Origin of the sequence: Modestobacter sp. Leaf380 (assembly GCF_001424485.1) — a bacterium.
In the GTDB taxonomy this organism is placed as follows: domain Bacteria; phylum Actinomycetota; class Actinomycetes; order Mycobacteriales; family Geodermatophilaceae; genus Klenkia.
The window spans coordinates 32,070-48,160 of sequence record NZ_LMQC01000020.1; the positions used below are offsets into that span (position 1 = coordinate 32,070).

Genomic DNA, 16,091 nt, shown 5'->3' on the forward strand with positions numbered 1-16,091 from the left:
CGCACCCGGTCCCCCGCGGACCGGAGACGGGAGCGCCGACGTGACGTCGGTCCTCGACCACCCCACCCTGTCCACCCGCGGCCGGCGGCTCACCGTGGCCGGCAGCCTCGCCGCCGCGCTGCTGCTGGTCACCGTGGGCTCGCTGGGCACCGCCACCCCGGCGCGGGCGGCGACCGCCGTCGGGCTGGGTGCGGCGGACTCCTTCGCCGTGCTCGCCGGCGCCGGCATCACCAACACCGGCCCGACCACGCTGACCGGGGACACCGGCACCTTCCCGACGACGTCGGTCACCGGCGGCGCCTCGATCACCCAGACCGGGACGGCGCACGGCGGGGACGCCGTCACCCAGCAGGCCAAGACCGACCTGGTGACCGCCTACGACAGCGCGGCCGCCCAGCAGCCGCCGACGGCGCTGCCCGCCGACCCCACCGGGCTGACCCTCGTGCCCGGCGTCTACACCCAGGCGGTCGACATCGACCTGTCCGGCGTCCTCACCCTGGACGCCGGGGGGACGCCGTCGGCGGTGTTCGTCTTCCAGGCCGGTCGCGACCTGCTGACCGCCAGCAACAGCCGCATCGACCTGGTGAACGGCGCGCAGGCCTGCAACGTGTTCTGGCAGGTCGGGGCCTCCACGACGCTGGGCACCGGCAGCCTGCTGCGCGGCACGGTGCTGGCGCTGACCTCGATCACCGCACAGACCTCGGCGGTCGTCGAGGGGCGGCTGCTGGCCCGCAACGGCGCGGTCACCCTGGACTCGAACACGATCACCCGGCCGGCGTGCGTGACGACCCCGACCACCACGCCGACGACCACCCCGACCACCAGCGCCGGCCCGACGACGACGCCGCCGGTGGTCACCCCGCCGACCGCGACCGCCCCGGCGCCGACCCCGGCGGCCACCGCCACCGCGACTCCCGCACCCGGCCCGGCGACGCGTCCGGGCGGGAACGGCGGGAACGGCGGGAACGGCGGGAGTGGCGGCACGGGCGGCCGTGGTGACGGCGGCACGACCGGCTCCGGTGGGTACTCGCAGGTCGACGTGGTCCCGCGTGGCTCGGTGGACACCGGCGACGGTTCCGCCGTCCGTCCGTGACCCGGTACGGCCGGGCTCGGCGGACCTCCCTGTCCGCGCTGGCCGCCCTGCTGCTGGCCGGCTGCGGGTCGGCTGCGGCAGCCCCGGACCCGGCACCGGCGCCCGCGGCCGTGTCCGCGGCCGCAGCCGCCCCGACGGTCGCCGCGCCCGTGGTGCTCACCGCGTCGGAGCCGCTGCGGGTCCGGGTGCCGGCCATCGGCGTCGACTCCGGGCTGGTGGACCTGGGCCTGCAGGCCGACGGCTCCCTGGAGGTGCCCGCGGAGGGCTTCCCCGCGGGCTGGTTCACCGGCTCCCCGACCCCGGGCGAGCGCGGCCCGGCCGTGCTGGCCGGGCACGTCGACTGGGCCGGGTCGCCCGGCGTCTTCGCCGAGCTCGCGCAGCTGGCACCCGGGGACGCCGTGCTCGTCGACCGGACCGACGGCAGCACCGCCACCTTCGTGGTGACCCTGGTCGACCAGGTCGCCAAGGCCGACTTCCCGACCGAGGAGGTGTACGGCGACCTCGGGCACGCCGGGCTGCGGCTGATCACCTGCGGCGGGGAGTTCGACGGCTCCACCGGGGACTACCTGGACGACGTCGTCGTCTACGCCGACCTGGTGGCCTGACCCGGCTCCCCGCCCGCGCCCGCCGTCAGGACGGCGTCAAGGGCCGGGCACCGCGGCGTCAAGGACCCGTCAAGAGGCCGTTCGGGGGCCTCCGGCGCTCCTAACGTCGCCGACCGCGAGGGCCCGACGACGGGTCGGCCCCGCGGGAGGAAGAGGTGCGACTCAGGTGACCGACGTGGTCTACGTGCTCCTGACGCTGGCGGTCTTCGGGCTGCTGGCGCTGGCCGTGCGCGGGGTGGAGCGGCTGTGACCGAGACCTGGGTCGGGTTGGCGGTCGCCGTGGGGCTGGTCGCCTACCTGCTGGCGACGCTGCTGTTCCCGGACCGGTTCTGATGACCGGCTGGCTGCAGGTCGGGCTGCTCGTGGTGGCGCTGGCCGTCGTCCACAGGCCGCTGGGTGACTGGATGGCGCGGGTGTACACCAGCCCGGCGCACTGGCGGGTGGAGGAGCTGGTCTACCGGGCGGTCGGCGTGGACGCCGACTCCGAGCAGCGCTGGCCCACCTTCCTGCGCAGCGTGCTGGCGTTCTCCCTGGTCGGGGTGCTGGCGCTGTACGCGCTGCAGCGGGTGCAGGGGCTGCTGCCCCTGGACAACGGGATGGCCGGGGTCGAGCCCTCCAGTGCCTGGAACACCGCGGTCAGCTTCGTGACCAACACGAACTGGCAGGGCTACGCGGGTGAGTCGACGATGGGCCACCTGGTCCAGATGGCCGGCCTCGCGGTGCAGAACTTCGTGTCCGCCGCGGTCGGGCTGGCGGTGCTCGCGGCCCTGGTCCGCGGGTTCGCCCGGGCCGGCACCGACCGGCTGGGCAATGCGTGGGTCGACGTCACCCGCTCGGTGGTCCGGCTGCTGCTGCCGCTGGCCGTGCTCGCCACGGTGGTGCTGGTCCTCGGCGGTGTCGTGCAGAGCCTGCGGGCCGGCACCGACGTGTCGACGCTGGCCGGGGGCACCCAGTGGGTGCCCGGCGGGCCGGTGGCCTCGCAGGAGGCGATCAAGGAGCTGGGCACCAACGGCGGCGGGTTCTTCAACGCCAACTCCGCGCACCCCTTCGAGGGGCCGACCGCCTGGGTGTCGCTCTTCCAGGTCTTCCTCATGCTGCTGATCCCGTTCTCGCTGCCCCGCACGTTCGGCGCGATGGTCGGCGACCGGAAGCAGGGGTACGCGATCCTCGGCGTGATGGCCACGCTGGCCACGATCTCGGTGTCGCTGTTGAGCGGGTTCCAGGCCGGGGCGCTCCCGGAGGGCCAGGAGGTCCGCTTCGGCGGACCGCTGTCCGCGCTCTTCGCGGCGTCCACCACGCTGACCTCGACCGGGGCGGTCAACGCCCAGCACGACTCGCTGAGCCCGCTCGGCGGCATGGTCACGTTGTTCGACATGATGCTGGGCGAGGTCGCGCCCGGCGGGGTGGGCTCCGGGCTCTACGGGATGCTGGTGCTCGCCGTCGTCGCCGTCTTCGTCGCGGGCCTCATGGTCGGCCGGACGCCGGAGTACCTGGGCAAGAAGCTCGGCCGCCGGGAGATGACCCTGGCCTCCCTCTACATCCTCACCACCCCGGCGATCGTGCTGGTCGGGACGGCGGTCGCGGTCAGCCTGCCGGCCGGGCAGGCCGGGATGCTCAACGACGGGCCGCACGGTCTCTCCGAGGTGCTCTACGCCTTCACCTCCGCCGGCAACAACAACGGCTCCGCGTTCGCCGGGCTCAGCGCGAACACGACGTTCTACAACACCGCGCTCGGGCTGGCCATGCTGCTGGGCCGCTTCGTGCCGATCGTGCTGGTCCTCGCCCTGGCCGGCCGCCTGGGCGAGCAGGGCCGCACGCCGGTCACCGCCGGCACCCTCCCCACGCACCGGCCGCTGTTCGCCGGCCTGCTCACCGCCGTCGTCCTCGTGGTCGTCGGTCTCACCTACTTCCCCGTGCTCGCGCTCGGGCCTCTCGCCGAAGGACTCTCATGACCGCCGTCGTGCTGGACCGACCTGCTCCCGAGCAGGCGCCCCGGCCCACCATCGAGTGGGGGCCGGCGCTGGCCGGCGCCGTCCGCAAGCTGGACCCCCGGGGCCTGGTCCGCCAGCCCGTGGTGTTCACCGTCTGGGTCGGCTCGGTGTTCTCCACCGTGCTCGCCGTGGCCGACCCCTCGGTGTTCGGCTGGGCGATCGCGGTGTGGCTGTGGCTGACCGTGCTGTTCGCCAACGTCGCCGAGGCCGTCGCCGAGGGGCGCGGGAAGGCGCAGGCGGCGTCCCTGCGGAAGGCCAAGACCACCGCGGTCGCGGTGCTGGAGGACGGCCGTGAGGTGCCGGCGGCCTCGCTGACCCCGGGGGACCGGGTGGTGGTGGTCGCCGGCCAGGTGGTCCCCGGGGACGGCGACGTCGTCGAGGGCATCGCCAGCGTCGACGAGTCGGCGATCACCGGGGAGTCCGCGCCGGTGATCCGGGAGTCCGGCGGCGACCGCTGCGCGGTGACCGGCGGGACGACGGTGCTCTCGGACCGGGTGGTCGTGCAGATCACCAGCAAGCCGGGGGAGACCTTCGTCGACCGGATGATCGCCCTGGTCGAGGGCGCCTCGCGGCAGAAGACCCCGAACGAGACGGCGCTGGACATCCTGCTGTCCTCGCTGACCATCGTCTTCGTCCTGGCCGTGGTGACGCTGCAGCCGATCGCCGCCTGGTCGGGCGCCGGGCAGTCGCTGACCGTGCTCATCGCGCTGGTGGTCTGCCTCATCCCCACGACGATCGGGGCGCTGCTGTCGGCCATCGGCATCGCCGGGATGGACCGGCTGGTGCAGCGCAACGTGCTGGCGATGAGCGGGCGGGCCGTCGAGGCCGCCGGCGACGTCGGCACGCTGCTGCTGGACAAGACCGGCACCATCACGCTGGGCAACCGGCAGGCGGCGTCGTTCCGCCCCGTCGGCGACGCGTCCCCCGAGGACGTCGCTGCGGCGGCGGTGCTGGCGTCGCTGGCCGACGAGACGCCGGAGGGCCGGTCGGTCGTCGTCCTCGGTGGGGGAGCGGTGCCGCGACCCGAGGGTGCGTCCTTCGTGGAGTTCACCGCGCAGACCCGGATGAGCGGGGTCGACCTGCCCGACGGCCGGCAGCTGCGCAAGGGCGCGGCAGGTGCGGTGCAGGCCTGGGTGCGCTCGCTGGGCGGTGCGGTGCCCACCGAGGTGCCCGGCGTCGTCGCCGAGGTCTCGACCGCCGGCGGGACGCCGCTGCTGCTGGCCTCCGCCGGCCCGGACGGCGCGCGGGTGCTCGGCGTCATCGAGCTCAAGGACGTCGTCAAGCCCGGCATGCGCGAGCGCTTCGACGAGCTGCGCCGGATGGGCATCCGCACCGTGATGATCACCGGGGACAGCGAGGCGACGGCGCGGGCCATCGCCGCCGAGGCCGGGGTGGACGACGTCCTGGCGGAGGCGACGCCGGAGGACAAGCTGGCCCTCATCGCCCGCGAGCAGGAGGGTGGCCGGCTGGTCGCGATGACCGGCGACGGGACCAACGACGCCCCCGCGCTGGCGCAGGCCGACGTCGGGGTGGCGATGAACACCGGGACGTCGGCGGCCAAGGAGGCCGGCAACATGGTCGACCTGGACTCCGACCCGACCAAGCTGATCGAGATCGTCGCGATCGGCAAGCAGCTGCTCATCACCCGCGGCTCGCTGGCCACGTTCTCCATCGCCAACGACCTGGCCAAGTACTTCGCGATCCTGCCGGCGATGTTCGCCCCGGCCTTCCCGGGCCTGGACACCCTCAACGTGATGCGGCTGTCCTCGCCGGAGTCGGCGATCCTGTCGGCCGTCGTGTTCAACGCGCTGATCATCGTGGCGCTGGTGCCGCTGGCTCTGCGGGGCGTGCGCTACCGGCCCGGGACGGCCTCGGCCCTGCTGTCCCGCAACCTGCTGGTCTACGGCGTCGGCGGCGTGGTGCTGCCCTTCGTCGGGATCAAGGCCATCGACCTGCTCGTCTCCTCCATCCCCGGGATCGCGTGATGCTCCGACAGCTCCTCGCCGCCGTCCGTGCCGTGCTGGTGGCCACCGTGGTCCTCGGCCTGGCGTACCCGCTGCTGATGACCGGCCTGGCCCAGGTGGTCGCCCCGGCCCGGGCCGACGGCTCGCTGGTGACCGTCGACGGGACCGTCGTGGGGTCCGCGCTCATCGGGCAGGGCTTCGTGTCCGCGGACGGCGACCCGCTGCCCCGGTACTTCCAGTCCCGGCCCTCGGCAGGCGACTGGGACGGCCGGGCGTCGGGCGGGTCGAACCTGGGGCCGTCGTCCCCGGAGCTGGCCGAGGCGGTCGCCACCCGCCGGGCCGAGGTCGCCGCGTTCAACGGCGTCCCCGAGTCGGCCGTGCCCGACGACGCGGTGACGACGTCGGCGTCCGGGCTGGACCCGCACATCTCCCCGGCCTACGCGCAGCTGCAGGTGGCCCGGGTCGCCGAGGCCCGCGGGGTGCCCGTCTCCGAGGTGGCCGACCTGCTCGCCGAGGCCACCCACGGCCGTGACCTGGGCTTCATCGGCGCGCCGCACGTGGACGTGCTGGAGCTCAACGTCGCCCTGGACCGGGCCTTCGACTGACCGACGGCCGAGGGGGCGTGCGGCACGCCCCGGCGCCCCCTCGGCCGTCACTCGGCGACACGCAGGTGGACAGGACCCCCCTCCGGGGAGGCCGCGCGGGGACTGTATGGTTGTCCACGGCTCGGACACACCAGACCGGGTCGCAAGGGGCTGTGGCGCAGCTGGTAGCGCACCACACTGGCAGTGTGGGGGTCAGGGGTTCGAGTCCCCTCAGCTCCACCCACGATCGAAGGCCGCTCTCCTCACGGAGAGCGGCCTTCGTCGTCGACGGGGGTGGTGTGTGGGCCGACGGGCCCACGGTCTCACCGGTGCTGGGACCAGAACGCCAGGTGGGAGCGGTGCAGCCAGGCATCGACCCATGCCCGGTCCGGCTCGTCCGGGACGGCGGTGCTCTCGCGCAGGCCGATCAGCCGTCGCTCGGCGTCGTCGATGGAGGCCAGCACGTCGCCGAGGGGGACCTCGCCGCGACGGACGGCGCGCAGGTACGCCAGGTCCGGCTCGGGCACGGGCAGCGAGATGCGGCCGGTGGTCAGCAGCTCGGTGCCCTGCACCCCCAGCCGCAGGGCGTGCATGGCGAACTTGGTGTCGTAGCCGTGCTCGGCGACGAGCTCCGGGCGGTTGGTGTGTGCCCCCGACTCCCCGGTCATGGCGCTGCGCTGGGCCGACAGGTAGCCGAGGAAGCGGTCGGCGGCCAGGCGCGAGACGAACCGGTGGGCGTTGTCGACCAGCTCCACCCCGACCTCGTCCCGGTGGACGACGTCGGAGTCGGGGACAAAGAGCAGCAGCAGGACGGTGGGGTTCCCGCCCAGCGCCAGCCGGGCCCACTTGCGCGCGGAGTACACGACGACGTCCAGGTCGCCGGCTCCCGACCGGTTGGCCAGCCCGCCCGGGCGGTCCCAGACGGTGTGCCGCTGGTACTGCTCGAACGGGATGGACGCCTTCCGCTCGCCGACACCGGCGGGGACGCGGGCGACACCGGTGACGTGCTCGGGCGGCTCCAGGCAGATGCCCATCTCGTCCCGGTCGTCTTGACCGTCGACGGACGTGCCGTGCACGCCCGAGCCCACCTGCACCCGCAGGACCGTCCCCTGCTCGGCGATCCGCCGCGCCTCCTCCGAGGCGTGGGGGTGGTCGAAGCCGGCCGGTAGCGTCCGGTCACCCAGGAGCACGGAGCAGGAGACGTGGTCGCGCGTGTCCGCCATGGACGTCAGGCTCCCACCGGGTCGTCCGGACGGACAGCGAGTTGATCGGTGGAGGGGGAGCGGTGACCGTTCGGGGGGAGACCGACGACGAGTCCCGGCGGCGTCCCCAGCGTCAACGTGCCCCCGGTCTGCTGGAGCTCACGGACGCGACGCGGGCCGTCGTCGACGCCCTCGTCCAGGCCGGTGGTCGGCCCTTCCTGGTCGGGGGCTGCGTCCGGGACGCACTCCTGACCCCAGGACGTCGCCCCGTCGACGTCGACGTCGAGGTGTTCGGTCTCCCCGGTGACCGTGTCGTCGACGTGCTGCGGCGGGTCGGCGTCGTGAGCGAGGTCGGCCGTGCGTTCGCCGTCGTCAAGGTGCGCCGGGACGGCGAGGACCTCGACGTCTCGGTGCCGCGGCCCGCTGTCCCCGGTGGGGGAGCGGTCCCGCCGGAGGTGGCGGCACGGCGTCGGGACTTCACGGTGAACGCGCTGATGTTCGATCCCTCGACCGAGGTGGTCCTTGATGCCGTGGGCGGGATCGGGGACCTGCGGGCCGGGGTCCTGCGCCACAGCGGGCCGTCCTTCGGGGACGACCCCCTCCGGGTGCTGCGCGCGGCCCAGCTCGCCGCCCGCTTCGGCTTCCGGCTGGCTCCCGAGACCGTCGAGCTGTGCCGGCGTCTCGCCCCGTCCCACGCCGCCCTGCCGGTGGAGCGGGTCTGGGCCGAGTGGCGCAAGATCGGGGAGCGGGGGCGGTCCGTCAGCGCCGCACTCACGGTTCTGTCGCAGACCGGTTGGCTGGCGCACCTGCCACAGCTCGCGGTGCTGGCCGGGGTGCCCCAGGACCCGCACTGGCACCCGGAGGGCGACGTCCTGACGCATGTGGGTCTGGCCGCCGACGCGGCGGCGGCGATGGCCGACGCAGCGGGCCTGACCGGTGACGACCGCACGGTCGTGGTCCTGGGGGCCCTGCTGCACGACGTCGGCAAGGCCGAGCACACCCAGGTCCGCGCGGACGGGCGGATCACCTCCTACGGGCACGCCGAGGGAGGCGTCGGGCCCGCCCGGGCACTGCTCGCCGCACTGGGTGCTCCGGCCTCGCTCGCCGGCCGGATCACCCCCGTCGTCCGCGAGCACATGACGGCGACGACGGCGCCGGGCCGGCCCAGTCAGGCGGCGGTCCGCCGCCTGGCGCGCCGCCTGGCCCCGGCGTCCGTGGCCGAGTGGGCGCTGGTCTGCGCAGCCGACCACGCCGGACGCGGGCCGGGATCCGGGCCCAGCCCGGCGGCGTCCTGGGCGGAGCTGGCCGAGGCGACCGGGGTGGGCCGTGAGCCGACGCGTCCGCTGCTCAGGGGGGACGACCTGATGGCGCTCGGCCATGCGCCCGGTCCGCAGTACCGGGCAGTCATGGCTGCATCCGTGGCGGCGCAGGACGAGGGTCTCTTCGCCGACCACCCCGGCGCGGTCGACTGGCTGGCGCAGGTCGCCGCCGACGGTCGGTTGGCGGGCTACCTGGCCGAGGCCCCCGGGCGGCACGCGGACGCTGGTCCGCCGCCGGGAGCAGGCTGACCGGGCGGCCTCAGCGCTGCTGTCGTCGGGCGACCACGACCAGCCCCACCAGCACGAGCGCCAGCGGTGCCCAGCCGGGCAGGCCGAAGGGCCCGAGCAGGAGCTCGGCCACGAAGAGCAACAGCTGGAAGGCCACCCAGAAGCCCACCAGCAGCACGATCCAGAAGAGCACCGGCTTCTCAGCCTGCAGGCGACGCAGTTGTTCCATGCCCCCATCCTCCCTGCTCGGGGGCGGCCGGGCCACGATTCCGGGCCGTCATCGGCGGTGGGTCGCAAGACGACCCCGAGGTCACGGCCGTTGGCAACAAATGCCAATCGAGACGGTCCCGGTCCGGTCGCCCCGACGAGCCACCAGTCACATCTCGACGTGCGGGGCCGATGCCGTCTCGCTACTTTCACTGCCTCGGGCCGCCATCAGGGGGCCCTCGTTCGTCAGGAGGCCAGTCGTGGCCACACTGCTCTGGATCCTCGCCGTCGTCCTCGTGGTCGCCGGCGTCTTCGCGATCATCCGCAAGCAGCTGCTGTGGGGGATCGTGCTCATCGTCGTGGGGCTCCTCGTGGGCCCGGGCGGCGTCAGCATCTTCGCCTGACCGTGGGCGGCGCGGTCGGGGAACAGCTGGCGCCCCGACCGTGCTGCCCCTGGCGATGAGCATCGAGCAGAGCACCCCCACCCCGCCCTTCCTCGGCGCGCACGCCCTCGTGGTCGGCGCCAGCGGCATCACCGGCAGCGCGCTGGTCGAGAAGCTGACCGCCGGTGGCTGGGAGGTCTCCGGACTCTCCCGCAACCCGGTCGAGGGCTCCAGCGCCCGGCACGTCCGCGCCGACCTCCGCTCGCCGGAGTCCCTCACCGAGACCCTCGGCGAGCTGCGCCCCACCCACGTCTTCTTCTGCGCCTGGTCCAAGCAGGACACCGAGGCCCAGAACATCGTCGTCAACCGCGCGATGGTCGCCGACCTGCTCGCCGCCCTCGCCCCGGGCCGCAGCGTCCGGCACGTCGCGCTGGTCACCGGGCTCAAGCACTACCTCGGCCCCTTCGAGGCCTACGCGCAGGGCGAGATGCCCGACACCCCGTTCCACGAGGACGCCGAGCGTCTCCCGGTCGAGAACTTCTACTACGACCAGGAGGACGCGCTCTTCGCCGCCGCTGCCGAGCAGGGCTTCACCTGGAGCGTGCACCGCTCGCACACCGTCATCGGCCACGCCGTCGGCAACGCGATGAACATGGGCTCGACGCTGGCCGCCTACGCCGCGATCTGCCGCGCCGACGGGCGGCCGTTCGTCTTCCCGGGCTCGCAGACCCAGTGGGACTCCCTCGTCGACATGACCGACGCCGGCCTGCTCGCCGACCACATGATCTGGGCCTCCACCACCGAGGCCGCCGCCGACCTGGCCTTCAACGTGGTCAACGGCGACGTCTTCCGGTGGTGCTGGATGTGGCCACGGCTCGCGGCTGCGCTGGGTGTCGAGCCGGTCGGGTTCGCCGACGCCCCACGCCCGCTGGAGCAGCAGATGGCCGACGCCGCCCCCGTCTGGGAGCGGGTCGTCGCCGAGCACGGGCTCGTCGAGCCCGACCTGAGCCGGGTCGCCTCCTGGTGGCACACCGACTCCGACCTCGGTCGCGACATCGAGGTCCTCGCCGACATGAGCCGCTCCCGGTTGCTCGGCTTCACCGGTTACGTGCGCACCGAGGACTCCTTCTACCGGCTCTTCGACCGCTACCGCGCGGACGGCGTCATCCCGTGACTTGATGCGATGGGCGCGGTGGGAATGACCAGGGGTCTGTCGCCCGAACGCGGACGTCGTGGCGCGGAACGGCGGCGTCCCCCGTGGCTAGGCTCCGCGGGCATGGCAGATGGGGACCAGGACAAGCTCTACGCGACGACCCTCCAGACGATCGGGGCAGTCTCCAAACTGCCCGTCGTCCGAGTAGACCGTGAGGCGTTCCTTCGCAAGCAGTTCGCGGCGAGTGCTCACCTCGAAGCCATCCTCACAGAGGGCCCGCCAGCGGTCTTCGCGGTCGACTCCCTGCGGAAGAAGGCCGACTCGCTCATCAAGGCGAGCGCGGCCAAGAGTTCCGCGGCGTCCTTCGCGATGGGTCTTCCGGGCAATCCTGTCGTCATGCTCGCCGCAGGCGGGGTCGACGTGGCGCAGTACTTCGGGTTCGCCATCAACCTCGCTCAGCAGATTGCCTACCTGTTCGGCGAGGACGACCTGTTCGACGGTGGCGATCAGCTGTCCGAGGCTGCCCAGGTGAGGGTCATCGCCTACCTGGGCGCCATGTTCGGAGCGGCTGGGGCGGCCGCGCTGGTGAGCCAGACCTCGAAGCTGGCCGGCGCGAGCATGGGCAAAAAGGTCGCTTCGCAGGCCCTCACGAAGACCGCCTGGTATCCGATGGTGAAGAAGGTGGGTGCCTTGGTGGGTCAGAAGGTCACCAAGAAGACCGTCGAGAAGACGATCACGAAGGCGGTCCCAGTCATCGGGGGCGTGGTCTCCGGCGCGCTGACGTACGCCACCTTCCGCCCGATGGGTGGCCGCCTCGCTGATGCTCTGGTCATGCACCTCAGGGGCGAGTTCGACACCGAGATGGAGTTGAACCCCGATTTCGCCGCCAGGAAGACCGACCCGATCACGGCGACAGCGGCGATCGACCGCTCCGACCCAAGGTTCGTGGTCGGCACGGTCGTGGACGATGGAGATGCCAGTCTGCATTGACCACCAACGAGTACTGGACGTGGAGATGGGCAGCTCCTGGTCTTCCCAGAACGGGCATCCCGCCTGAGGCGCTCACGTCGCAGGAGCGCGCCTTGGGAGTCTCAGGAGCGGCACCAGGTTCGGCCGCGACGTCTCAGTTGTTGGTTCTCTCGTCCTGACCCGCCGTGCTGGGTTGCCGGAGGCGCGGGCGGGGGCGGCCTCAGCCCGGGACGACGGCCGTGACGCCGGAGACCATCAGTCCCGTGGCGCCCTCGTCCAGGGCGGTCCGGGCCTGCTCCGGCGTCGAGACGATGTGCCCGAAGACCGGCTTGCCGGTGGCCAGCGCGGTCGCGAAGTCCGCGGCGGGGGCGTCCCAGGCCAGCGCGATCAGGTCCCAGGCGCCCTCGGTCGCGGCGAAGTCGGCCATGTCGGCCGGGTACCAGTAGCCCCACGTCGTGTAGCCGCGCTCCCGGGCCAGCCCGGCCAGGCCGTCGGCGGTGTGGAAGTTCTTCACCACGAAGCGGGCCGGTCCGCCGGACGCGTCCAGCAGGTCCAGGAACCCGGCCACGTCGGCGTTCGGCTTGTCGTCGAGCACCCACACCCGGTCCGGGTGCGCCGCCAGGACGTCGACCAGCCGCGCCATCGGGAGCCCGCCGTCGGTGGTGCGCAGCGCGGACAGCTGCTCCCACGTGCTGGTCGGGACGTCGAGGTCGGCGTCGAAGACCCCGCCGGTCCGCTGGTCGTGGCACACGACCCACACCCCGTCCGCGGTCAGCCAGACGGGCGCCTCCAGCGCGAGGTCCGGCGACCACGCGGCGGCCTGGTCGTAGGCGTACGCGGTGCCCTCGGGCCAGTCGCCGCTGCCACCCCGGTGCGCGATGAGGGACGGCGACGCCCCGAGCCAGCGCTCCACGGCCGTCGGCAGCGCCCCGGCGACCGGGCGCTCCCCCAGGCCGGTGCTGCACGCGGCCAGGCACGTCCCCAGCAGCAGGACGGCGGCCAGGGCACGCGTGGACCTCATGCCCGGGACGGTAGCCAGGCCCGCGGACGGTCCACGTCCGACCCGCGGATCGCGCGTGGCCCCAGCAGCCCGCACGATGCGGGGGTGACCGTCGCGCTCTCGCACTGGCCCACCCCGCTGGACGCCGCCCCCCGGCTCGCCGTCGCCGTCGGCCTCCGGCCCGGGGACCTGTGGGTCAAGCGCGACGACCTCACCGACCTCGGCGGTGGCAACAAGATCCGCAAGCTCGAGCACCTGGTCGCCGAGGCGGAGCAGGCGGGCGCGACCGTGCTGGTCACCAGCGGAGGGGTGCAGAGCAACCACGCCCGGATGACCGCTGCCGCCGCGGCCCGCCGCGGCCTGGGCTGCGTGCTCGTCCTGTCCGGGGACGCCGACCCGCGGCACCCGGGGAACCTCGCCCTGGAGGGCCTCTTCGGTGCCCGCGTGGTGGCCGGCGGCGACCCGGCCGCGGTGTCCGACGAGCTCCGCGCGGCCGGGGAGACGCCGTTCCTCATCCCGCTGGGCGGGTCTTCCCCGACCGGGGCGCGCGGGTACCTGACCTGTGCGGCGGAGCTCACCGACCAGGCGCCGGACGCCCGCCACGTGGTGACCGCGGTCGGTTCCGGCGGCACCATGGCCGGCCTGGTCGCCGGGCTGGGCGCCGACCGGGTGCTGGGTGTGGACACCGGTGCGGTGCCCGACCCGGCCGAGTGGGTGACCGCCCTGGTCGAGGCCCTGGGAGCGTCGGCGGCCGGGCTGCGGCTGCGCACGGACCAGGTCGGCGCCGGGTACGGCGCGCTCACCGACGCCGGCGAGCACGCCCTCCGCACCGCAGCCCGGACCGAGGGCCTGGTGCTGGAGCCGACCTACACGGCCAAGGCGCTCGCCGGACTGGTCGCCGCCGTCGCCGACGGCTCGATCCGGCCCGGCGAGCGCACCGTGTGGCTGCACACCGGCGGGCTGCCCGGGCTCTTCGGTCACCCGTTCGCGGAGGCCGCTGCGCGTGCGGTGCTGGACGGGGTGTGAGCAGCGGCGGACCCCAGCCCCGGGGCGGGTGCATCGCATCGGCCTCGGTGTCCAGCGCCACCCCGGGGGTCAGCGGGTGAGTGCCTCGATCTCCCAGCTGGTGACGTGCGCGTCGCCGGGGGCCAGCACGACGAGGTCGGTGCCGGAGTTGAACGCGTCCGGCGGGCAGGTCATCGGCTCGATGGCCAGGCCCACCCGGTCGTCGGCGGGGTCCGGGCGGTCGGCGGTGTGCACCTGGACCCACGGCATCTCCGCCGCCGACCAGTGCACCGCCACCCCGGTGCCCTCGGGCGCCCAGACGGTCGCCGTCGCCCGTCCGGTGGCGCCCAGCCCGGTGTAGGCGTGGTCCACGGCCAGCCCGCGCAGCGGGCGCGGGGTGCGGAAGTCCAGGTCGGTGCTCCCCACCGGGACGACGCCGGTGGGCAGCAGCCGCTCGTCGTCGACGGTGAGCACCTGGGCCGCGTCCAGCTCCAGCTCCCAGTCGTCGACCAGCCCGGAGCCGGCGCGCAGGTAGGGGTGCACCGAGCAGCCCCAGGGGGCGGCGGTGCTCCCGGCGTTGGTGCCCTGGAGGCTCCAGCGCAGGCCGGTCGGGGTCAGCTCGTAGCCCACCACCAGGTCCAGCAGGTGTGGCCAGCCCTGCTGGGGCCAGACCCGGACGCCGAGCCGGATGCCCGAGTCGGTCCGGTCCAGCAGCTGCCAGGGCGTCCAGCAGGCCAGCCCGTGCAGGGCGTTGCCGCGGTCGGGCTCGGTGAGGGCGAGCTGGTGCTCGACTCCGTCGCGGCTCCAGCGGCCGTCGGCGACCCGGTTGGGCCACGGGGCGAGCACAGACCCGCGGTAGAGCGGGCGCGGTGCGTCGGCGGGGAAGCCCTGGACGAGGTGCCGGCCGGCCACGGTCAGCTCGCGCAGTGCGCCGCCGACCTCGGTGACCACCGCCCGGACGTCGCCGAGGACGAGCTCGTGCTGGGTGCCGCTGGGCAGTGGTGTGGACATGCGTGGACTCCTCGGGCACGACGACGGGCCAGGGGGACGATGCCACGTCCTCCGGTGGGGCTGCGCATTGTGTGAGCGCTAACAGGCTGGCGTCAAGCTCCACCCCCACGAGCCACATGCCCGTTTCGCTTCGCTTCTGCCCGCTGTGATCCGATGCACAACCGTGACACAGGATGTGCTTGACACCACATGTGTGAGCGCTAACAGTTCGCCCCCAGAACGTGACCGGGCCGCAACGCCGGGGCTACCCCACCGATCGGTGGTCGGTGCCCCGCAGTGCAGGACGGCACGTCGGTGCAACAGGCGAGACCGGTCCGGAGTCCCCGGCCGGCAGACCACGTGGAGGCAGCTCGGTGTTCAAGAAGACGGTGGTGACCGCGATCGCGGTGGCGGTGGCGTTCGGTGCGACCGCCTGTGGCGGCAGTGACGGCGACGGCGGCGGTTCCGCCTCCGGTGGCGGCGACGGCACGATCACGATGGGCTTCTCCCAGGTCGGCGCCGAGAGCGGTTGGCGGACGGCGAACACCGCCTCCATCCAGGAGTCCGCCGAGGCCGCGGGCATCGAGCTGCAGTTCTCCGACGCCCAGGGTGAGCAGGAGAACCAGATCTCGGCGATCCGCTCCTTCATCCAGCAGCGCGTCGACGTCATCGCGTTCTCCCCCGTCGTCGAGACCGGCTGGGACTCGGTGCTGCTGGAGGCCCAGCGCGCCGGCATCCCGGTCATCCTCACCGACCGCGCGGTCGACTCCGAGGACGAGTCCCTCTACGAGACCTTCCTGGGCTCGGACTTCGTCGAGGAGGGCAAGAAGGCCGGCGAGTGGGCGGTGGAGAACTGGGGCTCGCAGCCCACGTTCGTGGCCGAGCTCGAGGGCACCACGGGTGCTGCGCCGGCCATCGACCGCCAGGAGGGCTTCGCCGAGGCCATCGAGGGCACCGACAACATCGAGGTCGTCGCCTCGCAGTCCGGTGACTTCACCCGCGCCGGTGGCCGCGAGGTCATGGAGGCGCTGCTGAACTCCAACCCCGAGATCAACGCCGTCTACGCGCACAACGACGACATGGCCCTGGGCGCCATCGAGGCGATCGAGGCCGCGGGCAAGACCCCCGGCACCGACATCCAGATCATCTCCGTGGACGCGGTCCGCGACGGCATGCAGGCCCTCGCCGACGGCAAGATCAACTTCATCGTCGAGTGCAACCCGCTGCTCGGTGAGCAGCTGATGGAGCTGGCCGAGGCCGTCGTCGCCGGCGACGAGGTCGAGCGTCGCGTCGTCACCGAGGAGACCACATTCACCCAGGAGCAGGCCATCGAGGCCCTGCCGAGCCGCGAGTACTGATCGGCCCGGGGTCCCGCCGCCGCGCGGGACCCCGGCCACC

16 protein-coding genes and 1 tRNA gene are annotated in these 16,091 nt (G+C 73.7%); 13 read left to right on the top strand and 4 right to left on the bottom strand.

Annotated elements, in window-relative coordinates; genetic code table 11:
• The first annotated feature begins 40 nt into the window (after window positions 1–40).
• From ASG41_RS15520 to ASG41_RS15545, 7 genes are all read left to right on the top strand, one after another.
• Window positions 41–1,093 (top strand): ice-binding family protein, encoded by a 1,053-nt coding sequence (locus ASG41_RS15520; RefSeq protein WP_056296889.1) that lies wholly within the window; start codon window positions 41–43, stop codon window positions 1,091–1,093.
• The gene (locus ASG41_RS15525) at window positions 1,090–1,698 is read left to right on the top strand and encodes a class F sortase (protein ID WP_056296894.1); all 609 of its coding nucleotides are present in this window, start codon (window positions 1,090–1,092) and stop codon (window positions 1,696–1,698) included. The genes ASG41_RS15520 and ASG41_RS15525 overlap by 4 nt, the downstream gene beginning before the upstream one ends.
• A gap of 279 nt (window positions 1,699–1,977) precedes the next feature.
• Window positions 1,978–2,031, top strand: coding sequence for a potassium-transporting ATPase subunit F (locus tag ASG41_RS25490; protein WP_369800056.1), 54 nt, complete (start codon window positions 1,978–1,980; stop codon window positions 2,029–2,031).
• Window positions 2,031–3,650, top strand: a complete 1,620-nt coding sequence (gene kdpA / locus ASG41_RS15530) for a potassium-transporting ATPase subunit KdpA (RefSeq protein WP_056296898.1) — start codon at window positions 2,031–2,033, stop codon at window positions 3,648–3,650. Before ASG41_RS25490 ends, kdpA begins: the two co-directional genes overlap by 1 nt.
• On the top strand, window positions 3,647–5,674 hold the full coding sequence (gene kdpB / locus ASG41_RS15535; protein ID WP_082557004.1) for a potassium-transporting ATPase subunit KdpB: 2,028 nt from the start codon (window positions 3,647–3,649) through the stop codon (window positions 5,672–5,674). Before kdpA ends, kdpB begins: the two co-directional genes overlap by 4 nt.
• Window positions 5,674–6,258: a potassium-transporting ATPase subunit KdpC gene (gene kdpC, locus ASG41_RS15540; RefSeq protein ID WP_056298104.1), complete on the top strand. Its 585-nt coding sequence runs from the start codon at window positions 5,674–5,676 to the stop codon at window positions 6,256–6,258. Before kdpB ends, kdpC begins: the two co-directional genes overlap by 1 nt.
• A 146-nt stretch (window positions 6,259–6,404) precedes the next feature.
• A tRNA-Ala gene (locus tag ASG41_RS15545) sits at window positions 6,405–6,477 on the top strand.
• An 83-nt stretch (window positions 6,478–6,560) separates the two neighbouring features.
• Here ASG41_RS15545 and ASG41_RS15550 read toward each other — a convergent pair.
• Window positions 6,561–7,460: a DNA polymerase beta superfamily protein gene (locus ASG41_RS15550; protein WP_082557005.1), complete on the bottom strand. Its 900-nt coding sequence runs from the start codon at window positions 7,458–7,460 to the stop codon at window positions 6,561–6,563.
• A 62-nt stretch (window positions 7,461–7,522) separates the two neighbouring features.
• Between ASG41_RS15550 and ASG41_RS15555 the strand changes: the two genes are divergently transcribed.
• Window positions 7,523–9,007, top strand: coding sequence for a CCA tRNA nucleotidyltransferase (locus ASG41_RS15555; RefSeq protein WP_056296900.1), 1,485 nt, complete (start codon window positions 7,523–7,525; stop codon window positions 9,005–9,007).
• Between the two features lie 10 nt (window positions 9,008–9,017).
• Here ASG41_RS15555 and ASG41_RS15560 read toward each other — a convergent pair whose 3' ends face one another.
• Window positions 9,018–9,215 (bottom strand): hypothetical protein, encoded by a 198-nt coding sequence (locus ASG41_RS15560; RefSeq protein ID WP_056296903.1) that lies wholly within the window; start codon window positions 9,213–9,215, stop codon window positions 9,018–9,020.
• Between the two features lie 238 nt (window positions 9,216–9,453).
• On the opposite strand from ASG41_RS15560, the gene ASG41_RS24310 reads away from it, so the two are divergent.
• From ASG41_RS24310 to ASG41_RS15570, 3 genes are all read left to right on the top strand, one after another.
• A complete protein-coding gene (locus ASG41_RS24310; RefSeq protein WP_200939003.1) occupies window positions 9,454–9,597 on the top strand; it encodes a GPGG-motif small membrane protein in 144 nt (47 codons plus the stop codon).
• A 55-nt stretch (window positions 9,598–9,652) separates the two neighbouring features.
• Window positions 9,653–10,750 carry an SDR family oxidoreductase gene (locus ASG41_RS15565; protein WP_056298110.1) on the top strand — a complete coding sequence of 366 codons (1,098 nt, stop codon included), beginning with the start codon at window positions 9,653–9,655 and terminating at the stop codon, window positions 10,748–10,750.
• A gap of 102 nt (window positions 10,751–10,852) precedes the next feature.
• Window positions 10,853–11,719 (top strand): hypothetical protein, encoded by an 867-nt coding sequence (locus ASG41_RS15570; protein ID WP_056296907.1) that lies wholly within the window; start codon window positions 10,853–10,855, stop codon window positions 11,717–11,719.
• Between the two features lie 199 nt (window positions 11,720–11,918).
• Here the strand turns inward: ASG41_RS15570 and ASG41_RS15575 are convergent, their stop codons facing one another.
• Window positions 11,919–12,719 (bottom strand): glycerophosphodiester phosphodiesterase family protein, encoded by an 801-nt coding sequence (locus tag ASG41_RS15575; protein ID WP_056296911.1) that lies wholly within the window; start codon window positions 12,717–12,719, stop codon window positions 11,919–11,921.
• A gap of 84 nt (window positions 12,720–12,803) precedes the next feature.
• On the opposite strand from ASG41_RS15575, the gene ASG41_RS15580 reads away from it, so the two are divergent.
• Complete coding sequence (locus ASG41_RS15580; RefSeq protein WP_056296914.1) at window positions 12,804–13,724, top strand: pyridoxal-phosphate dependent enzyme; 921 nt, start codon at window positions 12,804–12,806, stop codon at window positions 13,722–13,724.
• A gap of 69 nt (window positions 13,725–13,793) precedes the next feature.
• On the opposite strand, the gene ASG41_RS15585 is transcribed toward ASG41_RS15580, so the two are convergent.
• A complete protein-coding gene (locus ASG41_RS15585) occupies window positions 13,794–14,714 on the bottom strand; it encodes an aldose 1-epimerase family protein (RefSeq protein WP_056296919.1) in 921 nt (306 codons plus the stop codon).
• A gap of 353 nt (window positions 14,715–15,067) precedes the next feature.
• On the opposite strand from ASG41_RS15585, the gene ASG41_RS15590 reads away from it, so the two are divergent.
• Window positions 15,068–16,051 (top strand): ABC transporter substrate-binding protein, encoded by a 984-nt coding sequence (locus tag ASG41_RS15590; protein ID WP_056296922.1) that lies wholly within the window; start codon window positions 15,068–15,070, stop codon window positions 16,049–16,051.
• The last annotated feature ends 40 nt before the right edge of the window (window positions 16,052–16,091 follow it).

Bases quoted from the DNA above. Each gene is read 5' to 3' on its own strand.
- ASG41_RS15560 (WP_056296903.1), bottom strand. From the start codon at position 9,215: ATGGAACAACTGCGTCGCCTGCAGGCTGAGAAGCCGGTGCTCTTCTGG.
- kdpC (WP_056298104.1), top strand. From the start codon at position 5,674: ATGCTCCGACAGCTCCTCGCCGCCGTCCGTGCCGTGCTGGTGGCCACC.
- ASG41_RS15550 (WP_082557005.1), bottom strand. From the start codon at position 7,460: ATGGCGGACACGCGCGACCACGTCTCCTGCTCCGTGCTCCTGGGTGAC.
- kdpA (WP_056296898.1), top strand. From the start codon at position 2,031: ATGACCGGCTGGCTGCAGGTCGGGCTGCTCGTGGTGGCGCTGGCCGTC.
- ASG41_RS15570 (WP_056296907.1), top strand. From the start codon at position 10,853: ATGGCAGATGGGGACCAGGACAAGCTCTACGCGACGACCCTCCAGACG.
- kdpB (WP_082557004.1), top strand. From the start codon at position 3,647: ATGACCGCCGTCGTGCTGGACCGACCTGCTCCCGAGCAGGCGCCCCGG.
- ASG41_RS15565 (WP_056298110.1), top strand. From the start codon at position 9,653: ATGAGCATCGAGCAGAGCACCCCCACCCCGCCCTTCCTCGGCGCGCAC.
- ASG41_RS15585 (WP_056296919.1), bottom strand. From the start codon at position 14,714: ATGTCCACACCACTGCCCAGCGGCACCCAGCACGAGCTCGTCCTCGGC.
- ASG41_RS15575 (WP_056296911.1), bottom strand. From the start codon at position 12,719: ATGAGGTCCACGCGTGCCCTGGCCGCCGTCCTGCTGCTGGGGACGTGC.